This is a genomic window from Paenibacillus marchantiophytorum, assembly GCF_014640555.1.
GTDB classification, from domain to species: Bacteria; Bacillota; Bacilli; order Paenibacillales; family NBRC-103111; genus Paenibacillus_E; species Paenibacillus_E marchantiophytorum.
On the sequence record NZ_BMHE01000020.1, the window covers coordinates 1 to 14458 of the forward strand.

The 14458-nt window shown below is 47.7% G+C and carries 12 protein-coding genes; 2 read left to right on the forward strand and 10 right to left on the reverse strand.

The genetic code is table 11. The annotated features are described in order from the left end of the window. Positions 1-251 (forward strand): hypothetical protein (locus IEY34_RS36870; protein WP_229757720.1); only part of this gene is annotated, 251 nt, incomplete at its 5' end. A gap of 518 nt (positions 252-769) precedes the next feature. On the opposite strand, the gene IEY34_RS18850 is transcribed toward IEY34_RS36870, so the two are convergent. From IEY34_RS18850 to IEY34_RS18870, 5 genes are all read right to left on the reverse strand, one after another. Next, positions 770-2266 carry an alpha-N-arabinofuranosidase gene (locus IEY34_RS18850; RefSeq protein WP_189013998.1) on the reverse strand — a complete coding sequence of 499 codons (1497 nt, stop codon included), beginning with the start codon at positions 2264-2266 and terminating at the stop codon, positions 770-772. A 293-nt stretch (positions 2267-2559) separates the two neighbouring features. Continuing rightward, complete coding sequence (locus IEY34_RS18855; RefSeq protein WP_189014000.1) at positions 2560-5682, reverse strand: alpha-mannosidase; 3123 nt, start codon at positions 5680-5682, stop codon at positions 2560-2562. A 76-nt stretch (positions 5683-5758) separates the two neighbouring features. Beyond that, on the reverse strand, positions 5759-6781 hold the full coding sequence (locus IEY34_RS18860) for a LacI family DNA-binding transcriptional regulator (RefSeq protein WP_189014002.1): 1023 nt from the start codon (positions 6779-6781) through the stop codon (positions 5759-5761). A gap of 476 nt (positions 6782-7257) precedes the next feature. Continuing rightward, positions 7258-8529, reverse strand: coding sequence for an MFS transporter (locus IEY34_RS18865; protein ID WP_189014004.1), 1272 nt, complete (start codon positions 8527-8529; stop codon positions 7258-7260). A 60-nt stretch (positions 8530-8589) separates the two neighbouring features. Then, positions 8590-9012, reverse strand: a complete 423-nt coding sequence (locus IEY34_RS18870) for a MarR family winged helix-turn-helix transcriptional regulator (RefSeq protein ID WP_229757722.1) — start codon at positions 9010-9012, stop codon at positions 8590-8592. A 266-nt stretch (positions 9013-9278) separates the two neighbouring features. Here IEY34_RS18870 and IEY34_RS18875 point away from each other — a divergent pair, with 266 nt between their 5' ends. Then, entirely contained in the window at positions 9279-9905 is a 627-nt protein-coding gene (locus IEY34_RS18875) for a nitroreductase family protein (protein WP_189014006.1), read from the forward strand. A gap of 7 nt (positions 9906-9912) precedes the next feature. Here the strand turns inward: IEY34_RS18875 and IEY34_RS18880 are convergent, their stop codons facing one another. From IEY34_RS18880 to IEY34_RS18900, 5 genes are all read right to left on the reverse strand, one after another. Next, entirely contained in the window at positions 9913-11004 is a 1092-nt protein-coding gene (locus IEY34_RS18880; RefSeq protein ID WP_189014008.1) for an NAD(P)H-dependent flavin oxidoreductase, read from the reverse strand. An 11-nt stretch (positions 11005-11015) separates the two neighbouring features. Further along, on the reverse strand, positions 11016-11174 hold the full coding sequence (locus IEY34_RS18885; RefSeq protein WP_189014010.1) for a hypothetical protein: 159 nt from the start codon (positions 11172-11174) through the stop codon (positions 11016-11018). Between the two features lies 1 nt (position 11175). Next, positions 11176-11406: a SulP family inorganic anion transporter gene (locus IEY34_RS18890; RefSeq protein ID WP_189014163.1), complete on the reverse strand. Its 231-nt coding sequence runs from the start codon at positions 11404-11406 to the stop codon at positions 11176-11178. 910 nt (positions 11407-12316) lie between these two features. Then, positions 12317-13174: a protein phosphatase 2C domain-containing protein gene (locus IEY34_RS18895; protein ID WP_189014012.1), complete on the reverse strand. Its 858-nt coding sequence runs from the start codon at positions 13172-13174 to the stop codon at positions 12317-12319. Positions 13175-13203: 29 nt separating this feature from the next. Continuing rightward, positions 13204-14439, reverse strand: coding sequence for an extracellular solute-binding protein (locus IEY34_RS18900; protein ID WP_189014014.1), 1236 nt, complete (start codon positions 14437-14439; stop codon positions 13204-13206). Positions 14440-14458 lie beyond the last annotated feature (19 nt).

The window sequence follows — 14458 nt, forward strand, 5'->3', positions numbered from 1 at the left end:
GTTGGGTTGGGTTGGGTTGGGTTGGGTTGGGTTGGGTTGGGTTGGGTTGGGTTGGGTTGGGTTGGGTTGGGTTGGGTTGGGTTGGGTTGGGTTGGGTTGGGTTGGATCAGTCGGATCGGTTCGATGCTCCTCAACCTTACGAACTCAACAAGCCTTATTTGCTCAAAATGAAGCAATTTGAAATTGTTATGAACTCCAGATGCGTTATTGACAACAATTTGCCTTCATTATGCCCTGATTTTGCTGTATAACGCCAATTGAGTTCATTAGACCAAAAAAAAGGCTATTTTGGCGCGTATAAGCATGTTGAAGTTCGTTAGCCCGATCATGTGGACATGGCCCCGCCTATCTTGCTTATTCACCCAAAACATGAGCAATTGGGACAATTAAGCATTTTCAACTCTTTCAGCTGCCCTATTTTCGAAATCGAACCACAAAAAAGAGGCCCCACTCAAGGTTTTCAGCCTTCAGGGATGCCTCTTCTCATCGAATCAGAATCTGTTCCATCTACTAGCCCCGGGAAATGGGCAATTTTTCTCCTTGAGTTTCGCTGCGACTCGCACGATGCACCCACAGAACGAGCAAGTTGTGCCGCCGAGCAGCTTAGGACACGCGCTACACATTCGCAATCGCTCCAGGTAGACGCTTTCTGGAACACAGCTATCGCCTTGAAACATAGGTGAGCTTAGCATCCTATCGATTTGCGCTTCCGTAATCTTGTATTCTTCGCGACAACCTTTGCAAGACCGATCGCTTTGATTCATCGCAATTAATCCGTCATTAGTTCAAGTACGGTTACCGACATTGGAGACAGGTCTACTTTTAGCAGCTTGCCATCCCATGCAAACGAGGTGAAAGGCGCAGGCGCTACCCGATCCGGATTCTCAAATGTATTGTGACCATCTACTGAATCAGCGGTTAACGTGGTCCCACTCACACGAACATTCTCATTCGTCAAGCCACGAAGATCGAGATCAACTTTTGCGCTGGCCAGGTGATCCAAATTACACAAGCTGATATGAATTTTACCAGAAGCGTCGATGGAAGCTGAACTTGAAATTTGCGGAATCGCATCATCGATATCGCTCTTTAATTCTTTGGTTGTCAAATGGATATCGAGCAGTTGTGCATCCTGATGAACTTTGAACATGTTGAAAACATGATAAGTCGGCGTCAGCAGCATCTTCTCGCCTTCCGTCAAAATCACAGCCTGCAGCACATTGACTAACTGAGCAAGGTTTGCCATCTGCACCCGATCGCAATGCTGGTTGAACAAATGAAGGGTAATACCCGCGACGAGCGCATCACGAATCGTATTTTGTTGATAGAGAAAGCCTGGATTCGTTCCTGGCTCTACATCAAACCAAGTCCCCCATTCATCGACGAGCAGACCGATCCGTTTCTCGGGATCATATTGATCCATGATGGCGGAATGCTTCACGAGCAGCTCTTCCATATAGAGCGCTTTCTTCATCGTACGGGCCCACAATTGTTCCGGGAAGCCGGTTGCCGCCCCTTTTTCTTGCCAAGAGTCGCCTGTAATTGTGTAATAATGCAGCGTCGTTGAATCCATAAAGCGATGGGCTTGCTTCATCAAAGTTTCCATCCAATGATAATCATCACTGTTTGGTCCGCAAGCAATTTTGTGTATGCGGTTATCGCCATAATTACGCACATACGTCTGGAATTGGCGATATAGATCCGCATAGTATTCAGGACGCATATTGCCGCCGCATCCCCAGTTTTCATTCCCTACACCAAAATATTTAACCTTCCACGGCTCCGCTCTCCCGTTCAATTCACGAAGTTCGGCCATCGGGGAAACGCCTTCGAATGTCATATACTCCACCCACTCGGACATTTCCTGAACCGTCCCGCTCCCCACATTTCCATTGATGTAAGGTTCACACTCCAGCATCTCACACAACATCAAGAATTCATGAGTACCAAAATGATTATTCTCCACCACACCACCCCAGTGTGTGTTAATCATCCGCTTTCGTTGCTCGCGAGGACCAATTCCGTCTTTCCAATGATATTCATCGGCAAAGCAGCCACCCGGCCAGCGGAGAACAGGTATTTTCATCTGTTTTAACGCCGCGACGACATCATTGCGAATGCCTTTCGTGTTAGGAATGGGGGAATCTTCCCCAACCCATAAACCTTCATATATACAGCGTCCGAGATGTTCGGAAAAATGCCCGTAAATGTTGCGATTAATAGTACCTTTTATCCTGTCAGCATTAATTGTAAGGCGGTTTGTCATAGGGCAGCTGCTCCTTTAAATTAACAATAATATAAATCGATAAGTTTATTCATTAATCCATACTTTTATAATAAAAGCATCAACCAAATATTGCAACCGTTTTATTCACGAAAATAACATCGATGTGTGGGACAGATTCAATTGTTTACATGAAAAAGGAGCCAAGCGGCTTGTGTGCGCATAGCTCCTTTAGTTGCTTACAAAGGTTTGGGACCCCACCATAATGGATGCATGAGATTGCAGGGAATAAGTAGCTTGCCTATTCATCCCCTGGGATTAGACGCCTAGATAACTCAATCAATAAGCCAGGTTTTAATCTCATAAGGCATAATCTCACAAGTAATCGTCCCTGTCATGACGTCGCCGATCGGCTGTTCTCTTAAATCGGTTTCCTGCCAAGATGATACAGGGAATCCGGTTTCCACCGAAAGAGTGCCTCGCGCTCCGGCATATTCGTGAACACGAACAATCAAGCCGTGCCCATCCTCTGCCCATTTTACCGCATCAACCATGACATTCGGCAGCGATAAGCGCAGCAGAGAAAAGCTTTCTTGGGAAGATCTGCCGACCATGCTCGTAAGCGGATTATTCAATGCCCAAGCTTCCTGAACAGTTCCACCGGCATACCAGTCACCCAGATGTGGAAGCAACGAATACGTAAATACATGCTCCCCTTGATCCGCTATGGGGTCAGGAACCATCGCTGATTTAATAAGTGTGAGCCGCATGACATAGTCCTTGATATCATAGCCGTATTTGCAATCATTCAGCAGGCTTACGCCATAATCCCGCTCTGACAAATCGGCCCACTGATGCCCGACCGTTTCGAAACGCGCATAGTCCCAGCTCGTATTCCAGTGCGTTGGCCGCTTCACATTGCCGAATTGAATATCATAAGTCGCTTCCGTCGAGCGGACTACTACGGGAAAAGCCACCTTCAACAATTGCCGCTGTTCGTGCCAGTCTATGCGTGTCTCAAAATCAATGCGCCGTGAATGCGCATAGAGCCTCATCTGCTGCTCAATCGTCGAGTCGCCATATCCCCAGGTGAACGCAATGGTAGCTCGCAACGGGCCTGATTCGATGAGCTCGATACTGCGGCAGTCTTCTACAACCCTTTTCTTTTCTGTATAGAAAATGTCAATGTCCCACGCCTCATGCCGCCCTTTTGGCTTATCTTCGAACACTTGCAATTCGTTGCCCCGCTCGCCGCTCGCCAGTACTTCCCGCTGAGCCTGCTTGTCATACAAACGAGTCAAACTACCGTTGTCATCCCAATTCAGCACATAGAAAGGAGTCTCCAAACCGTTCATTATCGGCTGAAAAACTTCATCTTGGGATGCACCACTCCAAGCTTCAGCGGCAGTCAGCGTCAAATATCCCATCGCCGGCAGTTCCGGTGTCAACACAAGCCAGCCATTCTCTGTCCGCTGCGCATCGCACCGATCGCCAGTCGACGTTGCCCAGACGTCCTTATCGCTCGCCGCACTTATTTCCACAAGATCAGTTCGTGTCCAAGGCGAGCTGTTCAGCACAGTAATACAGGAATCTTCGCCATTGTTCGCCCATGATAACGCACGAACATCTCGCGCAATTTGTTCAGCCTCGTGATATTCCACCCAGCTGTCTTCGTAGACTTGGCGAATGGATGAACCTGGGATTATGTCGTGGAACTGATTGCGTAAAATGATTTTCCAGCCTGCTTGCAGCCTCTCAATGGGCTGCTGCTCTGCGATTGGAGAACCGGCTTGCAAGGCTGTCATCGCCTGAAGCCACTCCGTTTCCCGATACAACAGCTCCAGTTTGCGATTCATCCGTTTGTTGTAAGCTTGACTCGTATAGGTGCCGCGGTGCAGCTCTAGATACAATTCGCCATCCCACGTATGCACATAAGCATCGGACGCTTCTACGGTTTTCTCTAACTCGGCGAAAAAGGCATCTGCACGCCCCGTTGTCACCTGCGGCAGACCTGGCAGCTCATCTAACCGCCGCCTCATCTCAAGCATCTCGCGATTCACACCGCCTCCACCGTCACCGTAGCCATAAGCCAGCAGCAAGTTGTGATTCAAGTTCTTATCGCGATAGCCTTCCCAGATTCCATTCACTGAGTAAGGGGTAATTGCCCCATTATACGTATAGTAAAAGGCACCTTCACCTCCTCCTGGATCAGGCGTCGTGATGAAGTGCGTCAGCACCTCAGATCCGTCGATGCCCCGCCAACGAAATGTGTCGTGCGGCATTCGGTTGTACTGATTCCAGCTGATTTTCGTCGTCATAAACATCGTGATGCCGCTCTTCTTCAATATCTGCGGCAGCGCCCAGCTGTAGCCAAACACATCCGGCAGCCACAAATACGTGCACTCGACGCCGAATTCCTCTTTTAAAAAGCGAGTTCCATACAAAATTTGACGCACCAGAGACTCCCCCGAGGATAAATTGCAATCCGCCTCCAGCCACATCGCACCGCCGGCTTCCCAGCGTCCTTCCGCGATTCTTTCCTTCATTTGTGCATAAATATCCGGATAATCCTCTTTGATGTAGGCATATAGCTGAGGCTGGGTTTGCAGGAAAACATAGTCGGGAAACTGCTCCATCAGTCTCAATACCGTGGAGAATGAGCGGGCTGCTTTCTCTCTCGTATGCGCAAGCCGCCACAACCAAGCTACGTCAATGTGCGTATGACCGATACATTGAATAACAACGGGACTTGTTTTCTGCTGCTTCTCCAACCCTTCTCGCATAATCGCTCTGGCTGCGCAGATAGACGAATAAAATGTTGATGATCCAGGCCGTGACCAGTCTAATTGAAGAAAAGCTCTATCAACTATAGAGAGTAAACTATGCTTTTCAGGTTGATGTTCAGACAGCAAGCGAATCGTGTCAATGACTGCCTTCGCAGTAAAATACAAATCATCGGTTTCCTCATCCAACCAGCATAGCTGTGCTGTGTGCAACCAATGCTCCAAAGGGTCTGGCTTTTGCTGATAACCTCCTAGGCCAGACCATAGCCGAAACGAAAGATCCAGCTCTTCTCCAGCCAACGCCTCGGGTAGAAAAACCTCCTGATGATTGCTGTCCACCCCTTGGAAGGGCTGACCATTCACAAAAAGCAGCGATTCGAAACCGCTATTATGTCCGCCCCCCGTCGTGCCGAAATCAAAAAGACCGAGCACTTTTTTCCCCGACCAATGGGCTGGAATCTGCACAGATGCCGCTAACCAGGCGTATTGGTCATAGCCTCGCCAAGTATCGCCAAGCCGAATCGTTCCCCACTCCCCTTGCTCAGAAGGGTACTCTCCAATATGTCCATCTGCATCCAGAGCGAATCGGAATTCATTCAGTTGAACCGCATCACGATAGCGGTAAGGTTGAAGCTCCTCGACGCGTTTGGCAATCTTCTCATAAGTCCAGAGCATCTCTTTTCCTCCAAATCATTCTTTGATATAACGTGTTATCATTTAGGATGAGGCCTTAACCTCATTGTTCTATCACCTAGTTTTCACGAATTTCCAGGCGGCAAGGCACACGAATTGTCGTGGTATCTGCAAGAGAAACGTCACCGGTCACGTATTGCAGCAGCCTTTGTGCAGCAAGCTCCCCCATTTGTCTGTACGGAACTTCTACTGCGCTGAGCGGTGGTATCATGTATGCGTTGACTTGTTCCGTATTATCCGCCGCCATTACATAAACGTCTTTGCCAATCCGCAAATGTAATTCATGACAGGCTTCATAGATACGTCTAGCACCGTAAGACCAATTGCACACTACAGCGGCTGGCAGTTCCATTTCACGTAAAATGGACACCCATTCGCTCCGATTAGGTTCCCGATCATTTCTCATCCTATTCATCGTTGTCGGATTCAGTCCATGTTCTATCATCCATTCTTCGTAGCCTAATCGGCGCTGACGATCCCCCCAATTCAGCGAATATGCGGGACCGCTATATACTTCCATGTAGATTGGAGAAGAGGATGTTTTTTGCCAAATATGGTCTAAAGCGATTTTCATGCTTGCTTTGTAATCCATGAGTACCGAACAAACAGCTTCATTCTCGGCATAACCGTCAACGCTGATATACGGAATTTTGTTCTCCTGGATCGCCTGAGCCCAAGCTTCATCCGCGTACTGCGTCGCATCTTTGGACACGATCCCGTCGATACGGCGTTCTCGAAACATTTCGAGCAGTTCATAGCGAGCCGCCTCATCTTGATCCGTTCCATACAGCAAGACATGATAGCCAGCTTGTGTGCAATGCTTTTGAAAACCTTGAAGCATCTGAAGGAATAGTGGATTATCCATGTTGCCAAATGCAGCAAAACACTGACTCCGTCCGAGCCGCATCCCCCTCGCTTGGACATCGACGCGGTAGCCCAGCTCCTCAATCGCCTGCAAGACAGCAGCCCGCGTTTCTTCACTCACGCGAATGCCTGCCGTTTGGTTCAAAACGGCGGAAACCACGCCTCGCGAGACGCCGGCCTTACGAGCGACATCAAAGCTTGTAACTCGTTTTTGCATGTTAACTTCACTCCTCATAGAAACATATTAACACGTGTTATCAATAGGTGGGAAGAGGTAAGACCACGGAACGTGCTTATCTGCTGCAATGGTGCCACTCACCACCGGGTTAAGCCTCACTAAACCCAAGAAAACACCACCTGATCTAAGTGCACAAGCGGTGTTACTCAGGTTGCTTAGCCATCAATCACTACCTAGTCGCCTCAAAATCAAACTGACATTCGCTAACGAACTGTATGATGCTTATAGACCCGAAAATGGCCTCTTTGAAAATCAAACGAACTGAATCGTCCTTATGAAGCAGAATATTGCTGGAATCGTGATCTTTTACGTGAAATAACGCTTCTGGAATTCATTATTTTCCAAATTCAATGATTTTAGGTCAAATAAGCGTTATTGAGTTCCTTAGTCAACTTCGCTCAAAGTCACTGACAGCGCTCACCGGGTCCAATCGGCTTGCTTGGCGCACTCTTAACTCAGGCAGCAGCCGTTGCCGATTTTCTGGCAATCCGGATCGCCATCAATGCGGCAATCAGGCATATGAGCCCTGCGCTAAGGAATGGCAGCGTATAACTGCCCAGCCATTCACGAACAACACCGCCGCTATAGGCTGCGACAGAAGCACCCACCTGATGAGCCACGACGACCCAGCCAAAAATCATCCCCGCCTTTTCTCTGCCGAACTCTTTCGAGGCTAGTTTGACCGTAGGAGGAACCGTTGCAATCCAATCCAACCCATAGAAGACGGAGAAAATAATTAAAGATGTAGGACCTGACTCTAAGGCAAAAGGCAAAAACAACAGCGAAAGTCCGCGCAAGCTGTAATACCAGAATAGCAGCCAGCGATTGTCGAACCGATCTGACAACCATCCGGAAAGCGTAGTGCCGATTAAATCAAACAAACCCATCATCGCCAGTAATCCGGCTGCCATAATTTCAGGAATCCCATAATCGCCGCAAGCCGGAATCAAATGTGTTCCGATTAAGCCGTTGGTCGAAAATCCACAAAAGAAAAAGGTCCCCGCGAGCAGCAAAAATGTTTTATTTTTCAATGCGGAAATTAAGGTCTGAATCGGTGTTATGAAAATATTGCCTTTGAACACATCCGGTTTGGCAACTTCATCGGAGCCGTAAGCGGCGATTCCCAGATCATAAGGATGATTCCGCATCCATATGGCGACCACAACAACAAGAACAAGAATAGCAGCTACGGAGGTATAAATCGCATATCGCCACCCGATATCCACGATAATTTTGGCCAGCAGCGGCAAGAATAGAAGCTGTCCTGTAGCAGCGCTGGCTGTCAGCATCCCAACTACCAATCCTTTGCGTTTTACAAACCACAGATTCGATACAGTAACGCCTAGCACATTGGCCATCATCCCCGTTCCAAGCCCTGCAACGACACCCCACAGAATTTGAAATTGCCATAAGTGCGTCATGAGCGGCGTAATGGAAAGACTGCTTGCCAGAACGATCAGGGAGATCATCATGATTCTTCGAATCCCGAATTTCGCTAATAAAGCCGCAGAAAAAGGACCAACAAGGCCATACAGGAAGATCCCGACAGAAATAACACCCGAAATACCGCCACGCGACCAGCCAAACTCTTTTTCGAAAGGAAGCATTAAAATACTTGGCATCGCCCTGATGCCCGCGGCAACTAGCAAAGTCACAAAAGTGATCAATACGACCACCCAGCCATAAAATAGTTTGGGCGACCTGGTCCCCGTCTGCATTTGGTTCATTTGAAAGATCTCCTTTATTTTAGTTGTACATACAACAAAAGAATTAGCAACAATACAAATTTATTTCTCCAGTTGATCACTGGTTATCTCCAAGTTTTGAGACAATAACACCGCTGTTTCCTCGCCGAGGATCTCGCAATACCGTTGATGCAGGCGCTTCGAGGCTTTGCGAATTTCGGTTTCAAGTTCCGTCCCTTTGGGAGTTGGGTATACGAGCACTGTTTTACCTTGTACTTTACGTTCTACTAACTGTTTGCCTTCCAACTTATCAATGAAACGCGTTAACGTAGATGCTGCAATAGATAATTTCTCCGCTAATTCCTTTTGGGAGATTCCGGGCGTGTTGTTCACTAGTCGAATCAAATAGCCATACATCGGCGTTAAGCCCGTTGGCGCGAATTCCTCTTCGGCCATCTTGGTAATCAATCTGCTTAATCGATTCGTTGTGAAAAAGAGACAAGTGTGCAAGAAATCTTCATCCAAGGCGATTACTCCTATCTAAAATTAATATGTGCATGGGACAGGATTATTATTTACCATTCTGTATTTTGTATGTACAACTAATATATGTTGAACAGTTCATTTTGTCAACACAGAATTTCCACGTAAAGCCAAACAGACTCACTCCTATATTTCGCCAAGAATCATCACAATTCTACAAATGAATCATTGACTTTGCGTGAAATAAAGCTTATGATTTTCCCATTATTAAAGAATCTTAATTTAAAGATAAATAGGAGTGTGACCTTATGACTGATTTTGCATCCGTAGTGAAAGAACGTCGTTCCGCCAATAAATTTCTGCCTGATATCGAAATCTCGAATGAAGAACTCAACGATATTTTTAATACCGTTAAATTCGCTCCATCCGCCTTTAATCTGCAGCATACTCATTATATTGTAGTGAAAGATCCCACAACCAAAGACGCGGTTTATAACGCCGCTTATAAACAGTACAAAGTACAATCCGCTTCTGCGGTTATTGTTGTCTTAGGTAATCTGAATGCCTATCAAGACGTTGCCAAAATAAATGAAGGCTTCCTGCAGCTCGGGGTATTCAGCAAGCAGGAATATGATATGACCGTGGAATCCGTGACACAGTTTTATGAAGATCGCGGCCAAGCTTTTATGCGGGATGAAGCGATTCGCAACGCCAGTCTTTCCGCTCAATTGTTCATGCTCGCAGCCAAAGAGAAGGGTTGGGATACCTGCCCGATGATCGGCTTCGATCCCGCATTGTTGAGCCAAACTTTGAATGTTCCTGCCAACTATGTGCCAGTCCTGCTGGTTGCGCTAGGTAAAGAAGATACGGTCAAACGCAGACCTCGCGGTTATCGCAAGCCGGTTGGCGAGTTTGTAAGTTTCGATAGCTTCTAAAAGGCTGCTACGAATCACGAGAGGATCCAACAATAGCCTTCGCTTGTTGAATCACTTCAACTACAATCTCTGCTGCCGATTGGTCAGGCGTCAACAGCCGCGTCCCTTGCCCAGCCCACAACGACATATATTCCGCGTTTTCTTGCTGCGCGGCCGCATTGCGAATCTCGCGTGTGAGCGTATTCTGGGTTGGAAAAGGGAGCGGTTCTGTTCCGCCCTCCGCCCATTGGCGGATAAACGCATTCTGAATTCCGCGAGCCGGGCGTCCAGAGAAAGCCTTCGTAAGTACTGTGCTTTCTTCCGTACTTGCCAGCAATGCCCGCTTATAGGCTGGATTAGCGCCGCATTCGCTTGCCGTCAGGAAGCGCGTCCCCATCTGCACGCCTTGCGCGCCAAGTGCTAATGCCGCAACAAGCCCTCTTCCGTCCATAATCCCGCCAGCCGCAATAACTGGAATAGTTAGCTTGTCTACGATTTGAGGCACCAAAGCAAATGTACCGATATTCGCCCCCATTGGATGAGTGGTCATATCAAATGTTCCCCGATGTCCGCCCGCTTCACTGCCTTGAGCCACAACCGCGTCACAACCAGCTTCCTGTGCCATAAGCGCTTCTTGAACCGTCGTCACCATCGATACCACCATTAGCCCAGCGGATTTGGCCTGCCTCATATACGATTCAGGAAGCAGCCCAAATGCGGTGCTGATCACTGGCACCTTTTCTTCCAATAGAACCTGGATTTGCTCATCAAAATCGTTCGCTGACTGAATATCCCCCGTTGTAAGTTCCGTAAGGCCCAGTTCTTTCCTTATCGGAATCATAGCATGTCTAGCCGCTTCAATTCTCCTCTTATCATCGTGCATCTGAAGGCTAAACAGATTAACGCCAAACGGCGCGGCTGTTTGCTCGCGAACCTCACGAATGGCTGCTCGAATGGCATCCGGCTTCATATAAGCCGCTCCAAGCGTCCCTAATCCACCCGCATTGGATACTGCGCTCGTCAAACGGACAGTCGACGGACCGCCGGCCATGCCCGCCAGAAAAATCGGATAACGAATGCCGAATTGCTGGCATAGCGGGGTATCAAGTTGTAATTTCATCTGGATTCCTCCTAGGAGATCGAATTACCCATATTCAACCGTTTGCGGCTGCGATAAAGCAATACATCGACATGAATAGCAACGCCTACCGCTACCCCTTTGGCCAAATCGCGCGTTATGACAGATATGGCTGCTGTCGCAATCATAATAAGACCATCACTTTTGGGCATTCTACGCATGTCCCCTACATATTTCCAGTCGAAAATTTCGTAGCAAACCATCAGCATCACAGCGATTAAAGCAAGCCATAGGAATGAGCGCTACTACGTTGCCAAATGTCACAATAAGCAGCATGCCTACCATCGGATTCACGCCAGCTATGAAGGAAAAAGCAAGAGAGTCCGGAATAAGCGCGAGTGTCGCCGTTAAACCAGCGAGAACATCCGCACGCACGTTGAACATCAATCCTTGCAACCCCTTTACGATAAAACAAAGTTATCAAATACCGGTAAGCCCGCTCATGCGGCGGTATTCTTTCAACGGAATCACGTTTTTTGCGCTTTTTCGATTGTACTATGTATTCCTTTGCTAGTACAAAGTTAATTTGGGTTTAGGAGAAACCTAGCCTCACGCTTGATGCCACAGATAAGAAAAACGACTTCGCCGCCCTGAGAGGATCAGCCTCTAAGTAGCGACAAAACCTGTTAAGGGAACTAGAGGACGCTATATAGGCAAATAGCAGGGATGCTATGGTATTAGCGGAACTACAGGGTCTTATTTCCAAGAAAAATGCTGAATTTGCCTTGAAACAGCAAAATAGCGGACTGTTGTTCCCGCACCCCCGCGATATGGATACTTTTGGCTAGAATAGCGGACTGTTGTTCCCTCCCTCTGTTCGCACAAGGCGGCTGGAGTAACTCCACGCTCACTCCAAAACATATAAACTCTTATATTAAAATCTAGCCTGCGGCTAGGTCACCAAGTCAATGAACCTTGAGGCTAGCCCAAGCCCCCTTACGAACTCAATACCATTTATTCGGCCATAATCACTCATTCTGAAAATCTAATGAATCCCAGATGCGCTATTTCAAGCAAAGGATCACCATTTCGCCAATAAAGTGCCGGGTAGCGCCAACTCCGTTCATTAAATCCCCAAAGCAGCCATTTTCTCGTCTTTAAGCATCATACCGTTCATTAGATGCCCTTTGAGATCGAAAACCTCCAAAGCAAAGAAGTTAGTGGTGATGTCAATAAATAAGAGTAAGCTTCGCTCAACCCAAAAACATATAAATTCTTATATGTACATAGATAAAACGCCCTCCAGCTTGCAAAGCATGCAAGTTGAAAGGCGTTTTTTAAGGCTAGGGAGAGACTAGGCATGCAAGCGCAGCCAAATCCCGCTCTTATCATCGGACATTTTGAATCTTGGGAACCGTATGCATTCCGGATCACCCTTTTCCACTTCAATGAGCCAATCTGCATAGCTTTGCAGGCCGCCTGCCGCGATACGCTCAACCATCTCTTCCTCTATTTGTCTGCTGCCGCTTCTTGCCAAACCTTCAGGCAGAAACAGCCCGTCTGTGACGAGAAACAGACTCTCCAGCATAATCCGGTTCAGCTTCCCGCTTTCGAAGTACAGTTCGGCCGCCGGGTCGCCGTTCATGACGGAATAGCCGATCTGCGTATTCATCTTCTCTTTATTCGCCGCAATGCGCGGTTTCACCCTAGCCAGCAGTTCGTCTTTCTTCTGGATGCCGGCAGCAATGCCTTGTTCCCACAGCAGCTTCGACTCATGATCAATGTGTGCCACATGATCTCGCGTTACGCTTCGCACGGAGCCATCTGCGTACTTCGCATAAATCATGCAATCACCCGTTTGAACATATTCAATATGGGTTTCCGTTACCCGAATGAGCGCTATGCCAGCCGTCCATAACTGTTCCTTGGCAGCAAGATTAATGCCGCTGTCCGCCATCTCTTGGCGGAGTCTCTCATTAGCTTGCTTGAGCAGCTGTTCCAAGCTTGCATCACTTGAAACCGCCTGAGATTCAAGAAAATGCTTCAATAATTGCGCAGCCAGCCGGCCTCCTGTTTCCAGGTTCGGACCACGGAATGGAACTAGTGAGGTCGCACCATCGATGACGGCGTACAAGCCTTGTGATTCGTTAATTACGATTGCATCTTCATTCCATGCGGCGGTACCTTGTATGGATATCCATTCCATTTGCATAACGAAACCTCCGTTTTTCAATTCCATTTTCAAGGCATATAAGGAAGCAACTGTTCAATTGCCTCACTCTCCTCGGCAGCCGGATCACCTTCTATCCGTCCGAGTATGTCTGAGATCATTCGAGCGCGAGGACGATCTTGCGAACTTGGTTGCCAATTGGCGAATGATAAAGGCTTAGCCAGAAGCTGATTGTATTTATCAGGCAGCGCTGCATCTTTACGAAGTTCCTCCAGCACGCTTTGAAGCACTGGCAAATAACCAGTCAGTCCCAGCATCTTTTTTTGATTGTCTTTGGCGATCAAGAACTGAATCATCTGAGCCGCATGCTTGCTTTTATATTCACCTGCTAGGACAGCAAAGGCTGTTAACTTAGGAACAAACTTGTGATTCGTCGTGCCTGGCAGCGGAAGCAGTCCATAAGCAAATTTCCCTGCAATATAGCGATCAAACCATTCCACATTCTCACTACCTGCAGCGTAAAATAATGTCTTGCCCGTAATAAAATCGCTGGCAGCTAGATTATGCTGAAGCGGCTTCATAACCTTCGAATCATAGACTAATCCTTTCCACATATGAAGCAGTTCGGATAAGCGTTCTGTTCGTGTCTCCCCCCTAGCACCCAACCACAAATTCAAGAAGAGCGAGGGTAAATCTTTATCCATGGCCAGCTCTTGCTGCCAATCTTTTGAACCTGCTGCCGTCCATTCTTCGATGGTTGATCCCAGGTCAGCCAAGCTGTTAAAGGCAAGCTGCTGCGCGGAACCCATCCGATTAACCAAATCTCGGTTATAAAAAAGGACAGGAACTGACACTCCGATAGGAACAGCCCATTCCTTCCCTTTATAACTGAAGGACGTCGAAAAAGAAGGATCAATCTCATCAGAAGCAGCTTCAACCGCTGCTGCCATATAGACGGATTTGGGCTGTAGAGCGCCCATCTGTGCTAATTCCGCTACGCCATAGGAACTATTCAGCTCAACAAGATCAGGTGCGGTATTGGCTGACAAGGAAGTTAGAAGTTCATCATACAAGTCTTCATAAGAACGGAATACACGAACTTTCACATCTACCTGTGGATGTTCATTCTGGAACTGTGAAAGGAATGGCTCCCAGGTTTTGTTGTATACCCAGCATTCCAACTGCTCAACCTCCGAACTTCGCTGTTCAGGAAAGCTGCGCACTTGGGAGAAGTAGGTCGAATAAACCGCAAGACTTGCCAACACCAACATGATTAACACGATCCATACAACGGCGTTCCTGTTCATTGCTTACTCCCCTAACGGA